Raw genomic sequence first — 17,053 nt, 5'->3', positions numbered from 1 at the left:
AGGAAGCCGGGGGCTCCCCGGCTTCTTGGCTTAAAAGGGTAGGGAGCAATACAATCGTGCACAAGTCTTTGGCCATGGAGGTAAGGATGAAAAAGGTTGCCCTGAGCCTCTGGTTTTTGGCTGGGCTGGCCCTGGCCGGCCCCCAGGACAACAGCCTGGTGATTGGGGCTGCCCAGGAACCCCGGGCTTTGGCTGGGGATGTGGTCAACGCCATCTCCAACCAGTCCATCAAGTTCGAGATCGAGAACTTCCTGTTCGCCCCCCTGGTGCAGACCAACCGCGACCTGGAGATCATCCCGGTGGTGGTCACCGAGGTGCCCACGCTGCAGAACGGCCGGGTGCGCTTTACCAACATCCGCCCAGGGGTAAGGCGGCTGGAGCTCGACTACACCATAAGGCCCGATGCGGTCTGGTCGGACGGGCGGCCCATCAGCACCGAGGACGTGGCCCTTTGGTTCGAGATGGGTAAGACCAAAGGGGTCCCCTCCACCGCGGTGGACTTCTTCGAGCGGGCCACCCTGCGGGTGCGCGATGGCCGCAACTTCACGGTGGTGTTGGAGCCGGCCTACTTCTACGACCTCGAGGTAAACCAGGTCAACTACGCCCCGAACCACATCATGCGGCAGGAGTGGGAGCGGGCCAAGGCTGCTGCTGCCCAAACCTCCGATGCGGCGCGCCAGGCCGAGATTTTCCGCAACTTCTTCACCCAGTTCTCCTCCCCCCAGTTCCTAAACAGCGGGCGGATGGTCTACTCGGGGCCCTTCACCCTGGTGCGGTGGGTGCCGGGCAGCAGCATCGAGATGCAGCGCAACCCGCGCTTCTGGATCAAGCCCCCCGGCGGGGAGGACAAGTACGTGCAGCGGGTGGTCTACCGCATTATCCAGAACACCAACTCGCTCCTGGTGGCCATCCTGGGCGGGGGGATTGATGCGGCCTCGAGCGTCTCCATCACCTTCGACCAGGCCCGAAGCCGCCAGCTTCTGAGCCGGGCCCCAGGGCGCTTCGAGATCTGGGCCGTCTCCACCCCCTTCTTCGAGCACATCGAGATTAACCAGTTCAGCAACGTGCAAAGGGTGCGGGACCTGATGCTGGACAACGTCAAGACCCGCCAGGCCCTCATCTACGCCATGAACCGCGAGGGCATCACCAAGGCCTTCTTTGATGGGCTCTACACGGTGGCCCCAACCTGGGTCTCGCCCCAGAACCCCATGTTCAACCCCAACGTGACCCGCTACCCCTACAACCCCGAGCGGGCCCGGCAGCTCCTGGCCGAGCTGGGCTGGCGCCCCGGTCCCGACGGCATCCTGCAGCGCACCGTGGACGGACGCACCGTGCGCTTCGAGCTCGAGTGGGCCACCACCGCCGGCAACGCGGTGCGCGAGCGGATCCAGCAGTTTGTGGCGGAGAACTACCGCCAGGTGGGCATCGCCGTGCGGGTCAACAACGCCCCCAGCGCGGTGCTGCTGAGCGCGCAGTACCGCTCGAGGGCCCAGGAAGGGACCTGGACCGGCTTCCTGCACTTCGCCTTCAGCATGGGCCAGGCCGACGACGGGGTGCGCTCGGCCTGCCGCGACGACGAGGGGAGGGTCATTTACGTTCCTACCCGCGAAAACGGCTTCCGCGGGCTGAACTTCGGCGGCTGGTGCAACGAGGAATTCGACCGGCTCAGGAACCAGGCGGCGGTGGAGTTCGATGTGAACCGCCGCAAGCAGCTTTTCGCCCGCATGCAGGAGATCTGGGCCAACGAGGTGGCCATGATTCCCCTCTACTTCGTCGCGGACGCACGGGTCTTCCGCAGCGGCCTGGTCAACTACGTCTCCTCGACCTTTGCCAGCTCGGCCTACCCCACCATCGAGCCCTGGCTGATCGGCTGGCAGTCCAGGGGCGCGCAAAAGGTCTACGACCAGGCCAAGTACGGCCAGCTCATCGCGCGCTAGCGCCCAGCCCCTCCCCCGAGGAGGGGCTTTTCGTCCACCATTCGGTGGAGGTGCATTGCTAAAAAGCGCGTGCATGGGCGAAATTGCCCTGCTCGAGCGCCGATCTAAATCCCCAGGGGCTCCCCCAAAGGTATTATGTAGGGCGTGTTTGCTTACACCGTCCGCCGTCTGCTGCAAATGATACCCCTATTGTTTGCAGCCTCCGTGGTCATCTTCACCCTGCTGGCCTTGCAACCGGGCGACCCTCTGGATGAACTGCGGCAGCAGAACCCCAGGATTACCGCCGAGCAGCTCGAGCAGCTCCGCCGGGCCTATGGCCTCGACCAGCCCATCTATGTGCGCTACTTCAAGTGGCTGGGCCGGGCCCTGCAAGGGGACTTCGGCCAGTCCCGCACCTACGCCACCCCTGCCGCCCAGATCATCTTCGTCGAGCGCCTGCCCCGCACGCTGGTTCTTTCTGGCGCGGCTTTGCTGCTGGCGTTGCTGGTGGCCATCCCGGTGGGCATCTTCTCGGCGGTCAGGCAGTACAGTGCGGCCGACTACGCCATCACCTTCCTCTCCTTTGTGGGCTTCTCCATGCCCATCTTCTTCCTGGGCATTCTGCTCTTGTTCCTCTTCGCCTTCTGGCTGCCGGATAAGCTCCCCTGGTTCCCCCAGTTCCCCGTGCAGAGCATCTCCGACCTGCAGTGGCACCAGGTGCGGGCCGGTGAGGTGAGCTTCTTCCAGTACATCAAGGACTGGGCCTTCAAGCTCACCCTGCCGGTGCTGGCCCTCTCCACCATCCAGATGGCCTCCTGGACCCGCTACATGCGCGCGAGCCTGCTCGAGGTGCTGAACCAGGACTACATCCGCACCGCCCGGGCCAAGGGGCTCTCTGAGCGGGTGGTGCTCTACAAACACGCCCTGCGCAACGCCCTCATCCCCATCATCACCCTGGTGGGGCTGGCCATTCCCGGCGTGTTCGGAGGGGCGGTGATTACCGAGACCATCTTCTCCTACCCGGGCATGGGCCGGGCCATTCTGGACGCCCTAGTGGACAAGGACTACAACGTGGCCATGGTGGCCCTGGCCTTCCTGGCCCTGCTGACGGCGCTGTTCAACCTGTTGGCCGACCTCATGTACGCGGTGGTAGACCCGCGCATCCGCTATAGTTAGGGGGCTTTATGGCTGCTGTGGCAACCGCTTCCAAACCCCAGTCCACCTGGGCCCTGGCCTGGCGCCGCTTCAGGAAGCACAAGGCCGCCATGGTCTCCCTGTGGGTGGTTGTGGCCCTGGTGCTCATGGCCCTTCTGGCCCCCTGGATTGCCCCCTACAGCCCCACCGCCCAGCCCACGGGGGACGACCTGGCCGCCAGGTACTTCCAGCCCCCAAGCCGCGAGCACCTTCTGGGCACCGACGACCTGGGCCGCGATGTGCTCTCGCGCATCATCTACGGGGCGCGCATCTCCCTGATGGTGGGCTTCGTCGCGGCCATCGCCTCAGCCATCATCGGCACCACCCTGGGGGTGATTGCCGGCTACTTCTCGGGCCGGCCGCTGCGCTTCTACGCCGGGCCCTTAGCCCGCGTGGCCGACGGCTGGCGGCCCTGGCCCTTTGCTTTGTGGCGGGTGGCCTCCTGGCTCATCCTGTACGGGCTTCTCTTCTTCATAGGCGACCTGGCCTGGCGGCTGGCCGGCGCCAATGTGCAGGCTTTGCTAGGAGGCGAGTTCTCGCTCAACAACCTCCTTTCGCTTTTGGGGCTCGGGCTCACCTGGGCGGCCCTGCTGGCGGTGGGCCTCTGGGGGCTTTTCGGCCAGAGCCGGGTCGACCTGGACGTGGTGATCTCGCGCTTCATGGACTTCATGCTGACCATCCCCGAGCTGCCCCTGCTCCTGGTGCTCTCGGCCCTGCTGCGCGACACCCAGGGGGTGGCCGGCCGCTGGGCCCAGTCGGTCTTCGGCGAGGCCGCCTCGGTCTTCATCATCATCGCCATCATCGTGCTCTTCGGCTGGGTGGGCACCGCCCGGCTTATCCGGGGGGCGGTGCTGAGCCTGAGGGAGCAGGAGTTCGCCACCGCAGCCCAGTCGCTCGGGGCCAGCGACGCCCGCATCATGTTCCGCCACCTGGTGCCCAACGCTCTGGCCCCCCTAATCGTCAACGCCACCCTGGCCATCGGGGGCGCCATCATCACCGAGTCGGCCCTCTCCTTCCTGGGCTTCGGCATCCAGCCGCCGGTGGCCACCTGGGGCAACATGCTCAACAACGCCCAGATCTACGTCTTCGATTACCCCTGGCTGGCCCTGGCGCCGGGCTTCATGATCTTCATCACCGTGCTGGCCTTCAACTACCTGGGCGACGGGCTGCGGGACGCCCTGGACCCGCGCAGCCGGCTGTAATGCGCGGCTGGCTGCTGGGCGCCCTGCTGGGGGGCTCGCTGGCCCTCGCCTGCCCCCCGGAGGGGGTGCTCTGTCTGCAGCCCAGCTTCCGCCTCGAGCTCGCCCTGAACCGCCTCGAGGCACAGCCCCTGACCCCTGGAGGGGCTCTGGGCGCCCTTCTGGAGCTCCGGGCCCAGGAAGCCGGGGTGGACTACAGCTTCAAGCTGGGCCTGTGGTACGCCGAGGCGCTGCAGTGGGGCCTCCTGGAGGCCCAGGGAAGCACACGGCTGGGCCCGGTCTGGCTGGCCTACGGCAAGCGCACCGGCCTGGGGGGGCCTTGGGACGAGACCTTCTTGGGGCCGGATGGCCGCTGGGGGGTTTTCGCCCGGTACGAGGGGCTTAGCGCCGCCTACCTGCCCCATCCGGGGCTGGTGGGAGGGGAGCTCTACCTGGGGCTGCAGCAGGCCGGGCTGGAGGCTGGGGGCTTCCTGGAGGTGGCGGCCGGCACCCTGCGCCTGAACCCCCGGGTGGGCTGGCAGGGCCCGGGGTTTGCCCTCTACTGGCAGGCTGAGCGGGGTTTTTGGGGCCGCCTGGCCCTGCCCTTCGGGCTGGAGGGGTTCTTCTGGTGGAGTCCCGACGGGGGCCTATGGGAGCAGGGGGTTTGGGCCTGGCTGCTGCGCCCGCGCAAGCTGCTCTGGGCCCTTGGGTACACCCCAGACGAGCGGCTCGGCTTGGGGCTTCAGGTCTCCCAAGCCCCGGTGGAGGCGGCAAGGCTCTACCTGCGCTTTCACCTGCGGTAGGGCTCGTAGCCGGCCCGCACGAAGTACAGGCCCTGCGGGGGGGCCGTAGGCCCGGCCTCCTTGCGGCTGCCCTCCTTGAGCAGGGCCGCGATGCTGCTGGAGTCCCGCTTGCCTAGGCCCACCTCCACCAGGGTGCCCACCATGCTGCGCACCTGGCCCCGCAGGAAGCCCGAGCCCACGAACTCGAGCCACACCTCCCGCCCGCCCTCGGCCGGCCAGACCTCCAGATGGGCCCGGTAGATTTCCCGCACCGTGGTGCGCTCTTCCTTTACCGCGAAGGCGCGGAAGTCGTGGACCCCCACCAGGTGCTCCAAAGCGTGCCGCATGGGAATCAGGTTGAGCGAGTGGGGAATCCACCAGACCCGGTGCCGCTCCAGCGCGGGGGGCATGCGGCGCTGGAGGATGCGGTAGCGGTACTCGCGCCACAGGCAGCTCTTGCGAGCGTGAAAGGTGAGGGGTACCTCCTGGGCCCGGAGCACCCGGATGTCGGGCGGCAGCAGGCTGTTTAGAGCATAGGGAATCTTCTCCACCGGGATGCGGTCGGCGGTGTCGTAGTGCACCGGCATCCCCAAAGCGTGCACCCCTGCATCGGTGCGGCCGCAGGGCCAGATCCTGGGCTGGGCCCCAGGGATTTTGCCCAGGGCGGCCTCGAGCTCCTGCTGCACGGTGCGCTCCCCCTGGGCCTGGGCCTGCAGGCCGGCGAAGTGGGTGCCGTCGTACTCCAGGGTGAGCAGGATGCGGCGCAACCCCTGGTTGTCCTTCTCTGCTTCCAAGGCGAGGGTTATTCTACCCGCCCCGGCCTACCACCACCGCCCTGGTGCGCACCAAGACCCGCACCCGCTCCCCCGGGCGGAAGGGGCTCTCGGGGCCTTCCTGCACCAAAAGCTCACGTCCGTCGAGCTGCACCCGGTAGGTGAGGTCATGGCCCTTGAACTCGCGCGCGAGCACCACCCCTTCAAGCTGCCTCGGGCCCAGGTGGTCGAGCGGCATGGCCAGCCCCAGCCCCTCGGGCCTGAGGGAAAGCAGCACCGGCCCCGAGGCCTCCTCCTCCAGCAAGACCCGCCCCAAGGGGGTCTCGGCCCAGCTCCCCCGGGCCTCCCCCGGGATGAGGTTGGTGCGCCCCAGGAACTGGGCCACAAAGGGGGTGCAGGGGCGGCGGTAGACCTCCTCGGGGGTGCCCACCTGCTCCAACCGGCCGGCGCGCATCACCCCCAGGCGGTCGGCGAAGGAAAGGGCCTCCTCCTGGTCGTGGGTAACCAGAATGGCCCCAATGCCGGCCTGCTTCAGCATGGCCCGCACCTCCTCGCGGGTGCTCTGGCGCAAGGCGGCATCCAGGCTGCTGAAAGGCTCGTCCAGCAAAATGAGCCTGGGCCCCGGGGCGATGGCCCGGGCCAGCGCCACCCGCTGCTGCTGCCCGCCCGAGAGTTCACTCGGCCTGCGGTCCTTGAAAACGGTAAGCCCCACCAGGGCCAGCACCTCCTCCACCCGCGCCGCCCGGGCCCGGCCCTTCAGGTGGCGCAGGCCGAAGGCCACGTTCTCCCTCACGCTCAGGTGGGGGAAGAGCGCGTAGTCCTGGAAGACGAAGCCGATGCGCCGCCTCTCCGGGGGCCAGTGGGTGATGGCCTGGCCCCCCAGCCAGACCTGCCCCGCCTCGGGCCGCTCAAAGCCCGCGATCAGGCGCAAGGTGGTGGTCTTGCCGCAGCCCGAGGGGCCCAGAAGGGCGAAGATCTCCCCCTCCCTCACGGCAAAATTCACCCCGTCCACCACCGGGGGCAGCCCCGGGTGAAAGCCTTTGGTCAGTCCCTCCACGCGTAGCAGAATCTCCTCGCTCATCGGCGTTCCTGGCTCAAGAGCAGGCCCACGAAAAGGGCCGAGAACAAGACCACCCAGAGGGCGTAGGGGGCAGCTTCGGCGAACATGGCGTCCGCGGTGTAGCCCCAGATGCGGGTGGCCAGGGTGGAGTAGCCCACTGGGGCCAGCAAAAAGGTGAGGGGCAGCTCCTTCATGGCCGAGAGGAAAACCAGGGCCATGCCGGCCAGCATGCCCCGCCGCAGAAGGGGAAGGGTGGCGCGCCTGAAGGCTTGAAGAGCGGTGTAGCCCAGGCTGCGCGCGGCCTCCTCGAGCCGGGGCGGGGCCTGGTAGAGGGCGCTGCGGATGGGGCCTATGGCCTCGGCCAGGAAGTGCAGGGCGTAGGCCAGCACCAACAGGGCCAACGTCTGGTACAAAAAGGGCGCCCCCCGCAGGCTGAAGAAGATGAGGGCCAGGGCAAAGGCCAGGGGGGGGGTGGCGTAGCCCAGGTAGGCCACCCGTTCCAGCATCCGCGAGAGCCGGCCTGGGTAGCGCACCCCCAGGTAGGCCAGGGGCAGGACCAGCAGAGCAGCCAGCAGAGCCGCCGGGGCCGAGGCCTGGGCCGAGTTGCGCAGGGCCTCCCAGACGCTCGGCCAGACCACCCCATGGCCCGGCTCCAGCATCCAGTAGAGGATGGAGACCAACGGCACCCCCAGCGCCCCCAGCACCGGCAGGAGGAGGAGCGCGTAGGCCGGCAGCGTCCAGGCCCCCAGCGGCACCGGGGCCGCCGGGCGGGCGCTGCCCTGGCCCACCCGGCTCAAAGAGAGGTTCTTGAGCAGCCGGGCCTCGAGCCAGAGCAGGCTGCCCGTGAGGAGTAAAAGCATCAGGGCCAGCCAGGCCGCATAGACCCGGTCAAAGGCCGAGGAGTACTGCAGATAGATGGCGTAGCTGAAGGTCTCGTAGCGCACCAGGCTCACCACGCCAAAGTCGCCCAGCACGTGCAGGCCCACCAACAGCCAGCCCGCGTACAGAGCCGGCCGGAGCTGGGGCAGCACCACCCGAAAGAAGGCCTGCCACCCCCCATACCCCAAGCTCCGCGCCGACTCCTCGAGGGAGCGGTCCAGCCCAAGCAGGGCGGCCCGCAGGTTCAGGAACAAGTAGGGGTAGGTGAAGAGCGTGAGCACCCCCAGGGCCCCCCAGTAGCCGGTGGGGCGGGGCCAGGGAAAGCCCAGCCAGTCCCTGAGCCAGCCGCTGGCCCCCGTGGCCCCGAAAAACCCGAACACCCCCACATACCCTGGCACCGCCAGGGGCAGGGTGAGCAACAAAGCCCAGAAGCGCTTGCCCCGCAGGCTCGAGCGGCTGGTGAGCCAGGCCAGCGGCAGAGCCAGCAAGGTTGAGAAGACCAGGACCCCCAGCAAAAGGGCCAGGGTGTTGAGCAGAAGCTGCAGGTTGCGCGGGCGCAATACGATCTCCACAAGCTGGGCCGGCTCGGCCTGGGCGGCCCGCAGCACCAGATAGACCAGCGGCAAAAGCACGCCCAGCCCCACCAAGAAGGCCAGGAACAGCAGGGATTTGGGAATGGGCCTGGAGGGGTGAGCCAGCATCGCAGCACCCACCAAGCTAGCAAGCTATGGAAAGTAAATCAAGTATTCTAGTCGGGATTTGAGATTTTAGGATTGAGAACTATTCGCATCTCTGCACGTAACGCGGAAAGGCGGGGGCTGGGTCAAATTCCACACGCGTTACAAGAACCGGCGCTAGTATTAACTCTCGGAGTTCGGGAATCGGCCCGCTCCCATGAGGCCCCAAGCCCTCTAGCACTACCCATACCGCACCCATACCCATATACCGGTGCGGAAACAAGGAGAAAAGATGAAGAAGTCCGGTTTCACCCTGATCGAGCTCCTCATCGTGATCGCCATCATCGGCATCCTGGCGGCAGTCCTCGTCCCCAACCTGCTCAACGCCCGCCGCACTGCCCAGATCCGGGCGGTCCAGGCCTACGCCCAGAACGTCTACAAGGCCGCCAACGCCTACCTTGCCGAGAACATCACCGCCACTACCGTTCCTACGAACTGCTTAGCTTCATATGCTGCAGGCAGCTACGGAGCAGGCACCGCCCCCCTGGGCTTATCCACCTGCTCCGTGTCGGTGACAGCTGACGGCCGCGCCTCGGTGACCTACGGGAGCAGCACTCTGGGCATTCCCGACACAACCATCCAGTAAACCCACTCACCGCCTGCCAGCCCCAGAAGCGGTCCCGCTTCTGGGGCTGTTGCCCAAAGCCCCACAGGAGGTGGCCAGATGATACGTAGGGGGTTCACCTTGGTTGAGCTCCTCATCGTGATCGCCATCATTGGCATCCTAGGGGTGGTGCTGCTGCCAAATCTGCTCAGCGCACGAAACGCTGCCGCTGTTCGCTCCGAACAGCTTTACCTGCGCAACGTGTTCTTCGCCGCCAACGCCTACCTGTCGGAAAACACTGGGGCCTCTGCCCTCCCCAACCCCGACTGTACCCGCGGCTTCAGCGCAGGCAGCTACAGCGTGCCGCCAACCGCCACACCCACCCTGGCCCACTGCACGGTGACTGCGAGTGGAGGTACGGCCTTGGTCTCATACGTAGGGATTTCCGGCAGCGGCCAGATCCCTTGACCTAGGAACAAGCCCGGCCTGGGGGATGAACCCCCAGGCCCTTTCGCCTTCTACACAGGACAGAGCAAACAAGACCCAGAGAACCCCCTCGGAGAAAAAAGGGATGAACCACAACATCAAGAACACGTGGTACCCCCAAACCCCTGCTGCCCCTGGCAAAAGGTTGATAAAGGCCCTGAGAGAAAAAGCCATCAGGGCGAGGTAAAGCAGCAAACCCACCAGACCCCTTTGCAGGGCCACCTCCATGAGCTGGTTGTGAGACTTCCAAAGAGGAATGCTGTGAGGGCGCCTCTCTCCTGAAGGTGTTTCCACCAGCCAGACGGGTATCGTCCCTGGTTGGCTAAGGATTTCGATCACCTTTAGCTCGCCTACCTCATACTTGAAAAAGAGCGCCTGCTCCTCCGGGGTCAGGAAAAAAGGCCAGTAATAGTCGAAGTTGCCGCCTCCCCATCCAAACATCGGCCTTTCCAGGATGCCACCTATGGCCGCTTTCCAGAACAAAAAGCGCGATTGCAAAGAGGTCCGGCTAGCAAGGTCCTTGTCCCCCCCCACACCCCGCAGCTCCGTGAACCCCATGCCCCCTAGAATGCCCAGACCCACCGACAACGCCATCAGCACAGCCCGTTTTGGGTAAAGCCTGAAGCCCAGGGCAACCAACACCAAAACCGCAAGGAAAGCGGCGCGGTTGAAGGTGAGACCCAGAGCGCAGGCGATGAAAAAGGAGGCCACAGGATAAAACCAGGCCCTCTTCCAAAAGGACACGGCTATAGACACCCCCAGGGTTGCCGCCAGATATCCGGCGAGGTGGCCCCTTTGAGGAAAGGAGACTATGGGAAGGTCAGCGGGATTGGGCCTGTAGATAAGCCCCCGACCCAGGGCAACCTCGGCCACAGCCCCAAAACTCAAAATAAGACCGGAAAGGACTATTCCCAACAGTATTCGTTCCAGAACAACCGGCCGGGTCTTCACCTGAAGGTACACAAAAACAAAAACCAGCACAAACAAAAAAGCGGCCAAGGCTCCGTCCCCATTCCTGGCCAAACTGCCCATCAAAGCTGTTATCGGAGAGGGGGTGAAAAAAGCAGCCAGAACCCCCCAAACACCGAACAAAAGCGCCACGAGCACGGGAGTGTGTTTGAGGACCAGCCTAGGTAGATACCGAATATCAGAAAGCCGCAGCTTAGGATAGGAGAACCATTCAAAAAGAGCTGCGCCTACTACAAAAAGCACGGTAAGTCCAATATGGTAAGCGTAGTTAGAGCCCCAAAAGCCCCTTTCAGAAGGCACAAACACCAGTGGGTACAGGATGACGTATATAGACCACCACCAGCCGTAAAGGGCGAACAAAATTCTCTTCACTCTATCCCCCAACCGAGTATAGGAGAACGCGAGCAAGTCAAGAGGCTCAGACGAACATGCAACTGCTAGGCGGATCTCTCATCCTAGGAAGCCTCCTCTGGCTCTGGCCGCAGGTCCTCACCCACTACGAGGCCCCGCCCCTCTGGCTGGCCCTGCTGGCGGTGGCGCTGGCGCGGGTGCCCCCTTCCCTCTGGGCCTGGTGGGCCCTGGGCCTTCTGGGGGTGTTCTGGAGCCTTACCCCGGGCAACACCCTGGTGCTGGGCCTTTGGGAGCTGGCCTACCTGGCCGCTTTTGCCGCAGGCAGGTGGCTTTGGGGCCTGGTGGGGCTCAACCTCCTCCTGCTGGGCCACGGGCTCCTCACCACCCTCACCCTGGCCTGGGCGGGGCTGGCCATGTACTTCTCCGGCTCGAGCCACTACGTGGCCGGGGCCCAAGCCCTGGCTCTGGTGCCCCTGGCCGCGGTGTGGATGTTCCGCAGCCGCTGGCCCCTGCTGGGTGGCCTCCTGCTCACCGCAGCCCTGTACCTGGCCCTTTTGTCGGGGGCTCGGGCCGTCTACCTGCCCCTGCTGCTGGGGGCTTTGCTCCTGGTGTGGCGGCTTTGGCGCGAGGGGGTGGGGCTGGGGCGGATTGGCCTGGGGCTTGGCGCGGTGCTGGCCGCGGTGGCGGCCATCGACCTGGCCCTGCCCTTCTCCCCAGTGCAGAACGCCCTGGGGCTGAAGGCCACCCTGAGCAAGCAGGTGAGCGACATAAGCGAGCTGGGCAGCATCGGCAGCCGCCTTTTGATGTGGAAGCAGACCCTGAACATGGCGCTGGAAGCCCCCCTGGGCACCGGCAACGGCAGCTTCCGCGAGGTGCTGGCCGCCTACCAGCAGTACCCCGGCATCCTCTTCAACAGCGCGCACAACTACTACCTCGAGACCGCCGCCACGGGGGGCTGGCTGCGGTTCGGGCTCCTGCTCTACCTGCTGGGGGTGGTGCTCTGGCGCGGCTGGCGCACGGCGGCCTGGCCCTGGGCGCTGGGGGCGGGGGGGGTCTGGGCCACGCTGGCCTTCGACGTCACCGGGATGTACCCCGCGGTGATGATGCTGGCCTTTGCCCTGCTGGGGGCGGTGCACGCCCAGGTCGCGCCCCCAGGGAGGGCTCGCTGGAACCTCCTGGGGCTCGGGCTGGGGCTGGGGCTTATCGTGTGGTGGTACGCGCCGTGTGCGGGCAACTGCGCCATAGAGCGCTACCTGGGCTACCGGCCCGCGGTGCTGCGCGCGCTGGAGGGACTGCCCCCCCCTGAACGGCAGCACCTGCTGGAACAGGCCACCTTGCGCAACCCCAAGAGCCTCTGGGTTTACCGGCTGCGGCTGGATGAGGCCCGGGAAGCCAGCGAGCGCCGGGCGCTGTTGGAAAAAATCGTGCGCACCTTCCCCCTGGCCAGCCCGCTTTACTACCTGGAGCTGGCCCAGCTCCTGGCCGGGAGCGGGCTGAAGGAGGAGGCCAGAAGGGTGCTGGAGGTGGGCCTGCAGCACTTTCCCCTGGATTTTCGCGGCTACGAGCCGGCCAATTTCTTTGGTCTCCTGAGCCCGGCCTACCAGCGCTGGAGGGAGGAAGCCCCCCGGCTGCGGGCCCGGCTGGAAGGCCCCTAGCCGGTCCAGAGGTTGTAAAGCGGCCGGGCGATGACCCCTCCGCCCAGAAGGCGGTCGCCCCAGTAGAGCACCGCCGACTGCCCCGGCGCCACGGCGAACTGGGGTTCTGAGAAGCGGAGGACCAGCCGCTCCGGCCCCACCTCCTCGAGGCGGGCCGGCACCGGCCGGGTGCGGTAGCGCACCTGCACCTCCACCTCCTCGCCCAGCTCCCCAGGGGGCACCAGCAGGTTCACCCCGCGGGCCTCGAGGCCGCCCCACATGCAGGCCTCCTTGGGGCCCACCACCACCTCGTTGCGGGCCACGTCCACCCGGACCACGTAGCGCTCGAGGTGGCTCTTCCACAAACCCAGCCCCTTACGCTGCCCCACCGTGTAAAGCTGCGCCCCGCCGTGCTCGCCCACCTGCTGGCCGGTCTCGAGGTCGATGAGGGGGCCGGGGCGGGTCTTTAGCTGCTGGGCCAGGAAGTCCTTCAGGTCGCCCTGGACGAAGCAGATGTTCTGGCTTTCGGGCTTTCTGGCCGTGGGCAGGCCAAAGCGCTCGGCCAGGGCCCGCACCTGGGGCTTTTCCAGGTGCCCTACCGGGAAAAGCAGGTGGGGAATGGCCTCTTTAGGGGTGCCCCAGAGGAAGTAGGTCTGGTCCTTGCGCGGGTCGCCCCGGTACAGCCCGCCGTCGCGGCTCACCACATAGTGCCCGGTGGCCACGTAGTCACAGCCCAGCATGCGGGCCTTTTTGAGCAGGGAGTCGAACTTAACCCGGGTGTTGCAGTTCACGCAGGGGTTGGGGGTCTCCCCCGCCTGGTAGCCGGCCAGGAAGGGCTGGACGATTTTTGCCTCGAACTCCTCGCGATAGTCGAGCAGATAGAAGGGAATTCCCAAAACATCCGCCACCCGCCGGGCCTCGTAGGCCGCGTCGGGCGAGCAGCAGGTCTCGAAGCAGTCGTCTTTCTTCTGGTCGGGCCAGAAGCGCATCATGGCCCCGATCACCTCGTAGCCCTGGGCCTTGAGCAAAGCCGCGCTCACCGAGGAGTCCACCCCCCCGCTCATGGCCGCCAGCACGCGCTTCCCCATAACTCGTTAAGTCTACCCCAGGCCTTTAGGAGGCAGGGCACACTTCCGCGCTTTTTCCTTTGACTTGGTACAATCTTTCCATGCACCAAGCCCGCCTCTCCCACCCGGTCGCGCCCGGCATCTTCGCCATTCCCATCCCCATCCCCTACCCCTTCCGCTACGTGAACGTCTACCTCCTCCTGCCCCCTCCCCTGAGCACGGGCGGGCCGGTGCTGGTGGACTGCGCCCTGGACACCCCGGAGGCCCGGGCGGCGCTGGAGGGCGCCTTGCGGGAGCACGGCCTGGGGTACGGCGACCTCGAGGCCCTCCTCCTCACCCACCACCACCCCGACCACTACGGTCTCGCCGGGCTCATCGAGCAGGCCGGGGTAAGCGTCTACATGCTGGACATCGAGGAGGAGCGGGGCCACATCTTCTGGACCCAGGCCGAGGCCATGAACCAGGCCGGGATGGCCTTCTTCCGCCGGCACGGGGTCACCGACGAATACCTCGCTGGCCTGGAGAAGGAGCTGGCCCTCACCCGAAGCCGGGTCCACCCGGTGCGCAACCCCAGGACATTCCCCGACGGGGTGGTGCTGGAGTGGGCCGGGACGCGCCTGCGGGTGGTCTGGGTGCCGGGGCACGCCGACGGGCAGGCCATGTTTTTGCGCGAGGAGGACGGGGTGCTGCTGGCCGGCGACCAGATCCTGGAGAAAATCTCCCCCAACATCGGCCGCTGGGCCTACGCCTACCCCAACCCGCTGGCCCACTACCTGGCCTCGCTGGAAAAAACCCGGGGGCTCGGCGCCCGGTTGGCCCTGCCCGGCCACTACCGGCCCATCGCGGACATTCCGGGGCGGGTGGCCGAGCTCAGGGCCCACCACCAGGAGCGGCTGGCCTTCTTGGAGGGGCTGCTCAGCCCCGAGCCCCAGACCGCTTGGCAGCTCTCCTTGGCCCTGTTCCCGGGTGAGCTCAGCCTGGCCCAGCGGCGCTTCGCCTGGGCCGAGACCCTGGCCCACCTGGAGTACCTGGTGGAGGCGGGGCGGGCTGTACCGGTGGAGCTGGAGGGGATCCTCCACTACCGGCGATAGCCCTACCAGGCCAGGGCCATGCCGTCGGCCCGCGGCTCGGTGGCGGCCAGCAGGGCCCCGCCATGGCGCAAAACAATCTGGCCCCGGCCAAACTGGGCCCACTCCGGCTGCAACACCACCTCGTGCCCCCGTTCGCGCAGGCCCTGGACCGCGTGAAGGGGAAAGGTGGGCTCGAGCTCCACCACCCGCCCCCTCACCCACTGCCAGCGCGGGGCGTCCAGCGCGGCCTGGGGGTTGAGGCCGTAGTCGGCCAGGGCCACCACCACCTGCAGGTGCCCCTGGGGCTGCATGTGGCCCCCCATCACCCCAAAGGGCCCCAGGGGCTTCCCCTCGCGGGTAAGGAAGCCCGGGATGATGGTGTGGAAGGGGCGCTTGGAGGGGGCGTAGCGGTTGGGGTGGCCTTCCTCCAGCACAAAGCCCGCCCCCCGGTTTTGCAGCGCAATCCCGGTGCCCTCCACCACGATGCCCGAGCCGAAGCCCATGTAGTTGGACTGGATGAAGGAGACCCAAAGCTCCCCGTCGGCCGCGGCCAGGTAGACCGTGCCGCCCTGGGGGGCGGCCAGGGAGGGGAAAAGGGCCCGCTCCCCTATGGCCCCCCGGCGCTGGGCCAGGCGGGCTGGGTCCAGCAGCGCCGAGGGGGCCAGCCGCATGAAGCGGGGGTCGGCCACCTGGGCCTGCACCTCGGCGAAGGCCAGCTTCATGGCCTCGATCTGCAGGTGCAGCCCCTCGGCGCTGTCGCGGGGGTGGCGGCCCAGCTCGAAGCCCCCCAGCAGCCCCAAGGCGATGAGGGCCGCCAGGCCCTGGGTGGGCGGGGGCAGCTCGTGGACCTCGAGGTCCCGGTAGCGCACGCTGAGGGGCTCCACCCAGGCCGGCCGGTGGGCCGCCAGGTCGGCCCGGGTCAGATAGCCCCCGGTGTCCGCGGCAAAATCGGCCAGGCGGGCCGCCAGAGGGCCGGTGTAGAGGCTCTCGCAGCCGCTTTTAGCCAGCTCCTCCAGGGTCTCGGCGTGCTGGGGGCTCTGCCAGACCTCCCCCGGCCTAGGGGCCCTTCCCCCGGGCAGGAAAACCTCCTTGAAGGGCTGGTAGCAGGCCTCCGCCAAAGGCCCGTACACCGCCTCGGCCCGGGCCCAGTTGCGGCCCACCTCGGGGCTCACAGCGAAGCCCTCCCGGGCGTAGCGAAGGGCCGGGGCGAAAAGCGCCTCGAAGGGCAACCGGCCGAAGCGCTGGTGGAGCGCGCGCCAGGCCGAAGGAGCCCCCGGCACCGTGACGGTGGGCCAGCCCCGGGTGGGCACCCGCCCCTCCGCCGCGAAGGCCTCGAAGGAAAGCCCGGCGGGGCTATGTCCGCTGGCGTCGAGGCCGTAGAGCCGCTGCCCATCGTGCACCAGGGCAAAGGCATCCGAGCCGATGCCGTTGGAGGTGGGCTCGAGCACCGTGAGGGCAATGGCCATGGCCACCGCCGCGTCCGCCGCGCTGCCCCCCTGCAGGAGCATCTCCATGCCGGCTAGCGCGGCCTGGGGCTGGCTGGTGGCCACCGCACCGCGCTTTCCCACCACCAGATGGCGGCGGGAGGGGTAGGGGTAGTGGTTCAGGTTCATATCCACGGCTCCTCCCAGCGCAGGGGGCGGATCTGGGTGCAGCGCCCCCCCTCCAGCACCAGCTCGGTGGCCGAGAGAACCGCCCGGCCCTGGGCCGCCCGGAAGGGGGTGGGGCGCTGGGTGAGGAAGCGGGCCAGAAAGCTCTCGACCTCCCCCCCAATAATCGAGTGGAGGGGCCCGGTCATGCCCACATCGCACTGAAAAGCGGTGCCCCGCGGCAAGAAGCCCGCGTCCGCGGTGGGCACGTGGGTGTGGGTGCCCAGTAACGCAGCAATCCGGCCGTCGAAATAGTGGCCCAGGGCATACTTCTCGCTGGTGGCCTCGGCGTGCACCTCCAGCAGGGCATAGTCGTGCGGCACCTCCTCTAGCAGGGCCTCGGGGGTGCGGAAGGGGTCGTAGAGGTTGAGGCCCATCTCCACCTGGCCCATCACCTGCATCACCAGAAGCCGCTCCCCCCCCGTCTCCAGCACCCAGTGGCCCCGCCCTGGGGTGCCCGGCGGGTAGTTCAGGGCCCGCAGGATGGGCTCGGTCTCGATGAGCTCGTAGACATCCCTGTGGTCCCAGGCGTGGTTGCCCAGGGTGATCAGGTCGGCCCCGGCCTCGCGCAACTTGCGGTAGGCCGGGCGCGAGAGCCCCTTGCCGTGGTGGGCGTTCTCCCCGTTGACAATCACGAAGTCGTACTGGGGGCGCAGATCGGGCAGGCGCGAGGCCACCACCCTGAGCCCGGCGTCGCCGAAGACATCTCCCACGAAGAGCACGCGCATGGACCCAGCTTACCCGGCCCAGTGTGGTCCCGGGGT

At 67.2% G+C, this 17,053-nt stretch carries 15 protein-coding genes; 8 read left to right on the top strand and 7 right to left on the bottom strand.

What is annotated here, in order from left to right:
- The first annotated feature begins 86 nt into the window (after positions 1 to 86).
- The 4 genes from DV704_RS04480 (at position 87) to DV704_RS04465 (ending at position 5,091) form a co-directional block, all read left to right on the top strand.
- A complete protein-coding gene (locus tag DV704_RS04480; protein ID WP_114798436.1) occupies positions 87 to 1,937 on the top strand; it encodes a peptide ABC transporter substrate-binding protein in 1,851 nt (616 codons plus the stop codon).
- Between the two features lie 144 nt (positions 1,938 to 2,081).
- Positions 2,082 to 3,092, top strand: a complete 1,011-nt coding sequence (locus DV704_RS04475; protein WP_114798358.1) for an ABC transporter permease — start codon at positions 2,082 to 2,084, stop codon at positions 3,090 to 3,092.
- 8 nt (positions 3,093 to 3,100) lie between these two features.
- Positions 3,101 to 4,312, top strand: coding sequence for an ABC transporter permease (locus DV704_RS04470; RefSeq protein ID WP_114798357.1), 1,212 nt, complete (start codon positions 3,101 to 3,103; stop codon positions 4,310 to 4,312).
- Complete coding sequence (locus DV704_RS04465; RefSeq protein ID WP_114798356.1) at positions 4,312 to 5,091, top strand: hypothetical protein; 780 nt, start codon at positions 4,312 to 4,314, stop codon at positions 5,089 to 5,091. Before DV704_RS04470 ends, DV704_RS04465 begins: the two co-directional genes overlap by 1 nt.
- Here DV704_RS04465 and truA read toward each other — a convergent pair.
- From truA to DV704_RS04450, 3 genes are read right to left on the bottom strand one after another with little or no spacing between them, the layout of a single operon-like run.
- Complete coding sequence (gene truA / locus DV704_RS04460) at positions 5,079 to 5,837, bottom strand: tRNA pseudouridine(38-40) synthase TruA (RefSeq protein ID WP_114798435.1); 759 nt, start codon at positions 5,835 to 5,837, stop codon at positions 5,079 to 5,081. The genes DV704_RS04465 and truA overlap by 13 nt on opposite strands.
- A gap of 40 nt (positions 5,838 to 5,877) precedes the next feature.
- Positions 5,878 to 6,924: an ABC transporter ATP-binding protein gene (locus DV704_RS04455; RefSeq protein ID WP_114798355.1), complete on the bottom strand. Its 1,047-nt coding sequence runs from the start codon at positions 6,922 to 6,924 to the stop codon at positions 5,878 to 5,880.
- Entirely contained in the window at positions 6,921 to 8,483 is a 1,563-nt protein-coding gene (locus tag DV704_RS04450) for an iron ABC transporter permease (protein WP_114798354.1), read from the bottom strand. The genes DV704_RS04455 and DV704_RS04450 overlap by 4 nt, the downstream gene beginning before the upstream one ends.
- Before the next feature lie 268 nt (positions 8,484 to 8,751).
- Between DV704_RS04450 and DV704_RS04445 the strand changes: the two genes are divergently transcribed.
- Complete coding sequence (locus tag DV704_RS04445; RefSeq protein WP_114798353.1) at positions 8,752 to 9,105, top strand: type II secretion system protein; 354 nt, start codon at positions 8,752 to 8,754, stop codon at positions 9,103 to 9,105.
- Between the two features lie 78 nt (positions 9,106 to 9,183).
- Positions 9,184 to 9,531 carry a type II secretion system protein gene (locus DV704_RS04440; RefSeq protein WP_114798352.1) on the top strand — a complete coding sequence of 116 codons (348 nt, stop codon included), beginning with the start codon at positions 9,184 to 9,186 and terminating at the stop codon, positions 9,529 to 9,531.
- Here DV704_RS04440 and DV704_RS04435 read toward each other — a convergent pair.
- A complete protein-coding gene (locus DV704_RS04435) occupies positions 9,493 to 10,890 on the bottom strand; it encodes an O-antigen ligase (RefSeq protein WP_158539599.1) in 1,398 nt (465 codons plus the stop codon). The two genes, DV704_RS04440 and DV704_RS04435, sit on opposite strands and share 39 nt — an antisense overlap.
- Positions 10,891 to 10,946: 56 nt before the next feature.
- On the opposite strand from DV704_RS04435, the gene DV704_RS04430 reads away from it, so the two are divergent.
- Entirely contained in the window at positions 10,947 to 12,524 is a 1,578-nt protein-coding gene (locus DV704_RS04430) for an O-antigen ligase (protein ID WP_114798350.1), read from the top strand.
- Here the strand turns inward: DV704_RS04430 and mnmA are convergent.
- Entirely contained in the window at positions 12,521 to 13,591 is a 1,071-nt protein-coding gene (gene mnmA, locus DV704_RS04425) for a tRNA 2-thiouridine(34) synthase MnmA (protein ID WP_114798349.1), read from the bottom strand. The two genes, DV704_RS04430 and mnmA, sit on opposite strands and share 4 nt — an antisense overlap.
- Positions 13,592 to 13,671: 80 nt before the next feature.
- On the opposite strand from mnmA, the gene DV704_RS04420 reads away from it, so the two are divergent.
- Positions 13,672 to 14,661, top strand: a complete 990-nt coding sequence (locus tag DV704_RS04420; RefSeq protein ID WP_114798348.1) for an MBL fold metallo-hydrolase — start codon at positions 13,672 to 13,674, stop codon at positions 14,659 to 14,661.
- Between the two features lie 2 nt (positions 14,662 to 14,663).
- Here DV704_RS04420 and DV704_RS04415 read toward each other — a convergent pair whose 3' ends face one another.
- Both DV704_RS04415 and DV704_RS04410 read right to left on the bottom strand, forming a co-directional pair.
- Positions 14,664 to 16,253 (bottom strand): gamma-glutamyltransferase family protein, encoded by a 1,590-nt coding sequence (locus tag DV704_RS04415; protein ID WP_114798347.1) that lies wholly within the window; start codon positions 16,251 to 16,253, stop codon positions 14,664 to 14,666.
- The gene (locus DV704_RS04410) at positions 16,250 to 17,017 is read right to left on the bottom strand and encodes a TIGR00282 family metallophosphoesterase (RefSeq protein WP_114798346.1); all 768 of its coding nucleotides are present in this window, start codon (positions 17,015 to 17,017) and stop codon (positions 16,250 to 16,252) included. The genes DV704_RS04415 and DV704_RS04410 overlap by 4 nt, the downstream gene beginning before the upstream one ends.
- Positions 17,018 to 17,053 lie beyond the last annotated feature (36 nt).

Source organism: Meiothermus sp. QL-1 (assembly GCF_003351145.1).
GTDB lineage: Bacteria > Deinococcota > Deinococci > Deinococcales > Thermaceae > Meiothermus.
This window is presented reverse-complemented; position numbering and strand designations above follow the sequence as displayed.

What these genes read in the sequence shown, in the direction of transcription:
- mnmA (WP_114798349.1), bottom strand. Translation starts at nt 13,591, where the DNA reads ATGGGGAAGCGCGTGCTGGCGGCCATGAGCGGGGGGGTGGACTCCTCG.
- DV704_RS04445 (WP_114798353.1), top strand. Translation starts at nt 8,752, where the DNA reads ATGAAGAAGTCCGGTTTCACCCTGATCGAGCTCCTCATCGTGATCGCC.
- DV704_RS04480 (WP_114798436.1), top strand. Translation starts at nt 87, where the DNA reads ATGAAAAAGGTTGCCCTGAGCCTCTGGTTTTTGGCTGGGCTGGCCCTG.
- DV704_RS04465 (WP_114798356.1), top strand. Translation starts at nt 4,312, where the DNA reads ATGCGCGGCTGGCTGCTGGGCGCCCTGCTGGGGGGCTCGCTGGCCCTC.
- DV704_RS04420 (WP_114798348.1), top strand. Translation starts at nt 13,672, where the DNA reads ATGCACCAAGCCCGCCTCTCCCACCCGGTCGCGCCCGGCATCTTCGCC.
- DV704_RS04440 (WP_114798352.1), top strand. Translation starts at nt 9,184, where the DNA reads ATGATACGTAGGGGGTTCACCTTGGTTGAGCTCCTCATCGTGATCGCC.
- DV704_RS04415 (WP_114798347.1), bottom strand. Translation starts at nt 16,253, where the DNA reads ATGAACCTGAACCACTACCCCTACCCCTCCCGCCGCCATCTGGTGGTG.
- DV704_RS04450 (WP_114798354.1), bottom strand. Translation starts at nt 8,483, where the DNA reads ATGCTGGCTCACCCCTCCAGGCCCATTCCCAAATCCCTGCTGTTCCTG.
- DV704_RS04430 (WP_114798350.1), top strand. Translation starts at nt 10,947, where the DNA reads ATGCAACTGCTAGGCGGATCTCTCATCCTAGGAAGCCTCCTCTGGCTC.
- DV704_RS04470 (WP_114798357.1), top strand. Translation starts at nt 3,101, where the DNA reads ATGGCTGCTGTGGCAACCGCTTCCAAACCCCAGTCCACCTGGGCCCTG.
- DV704_RS04455 (WP_114798355.1), bottom strand. Translation starts at nt 6,924, where the DNA reads ATGAGCGAGGAGATTCTGCTACGCGTGGAGGGACTGACCAAAGGCTTT.
- DV704_RS04410 (WP_114798346.1), bottom strand. Translation starts at nt 17,017, where the DNA reads ATGCGCGTGCTCTTCGTGGGAGATGTCTTCGGCGACGCCGGGCTCAGG.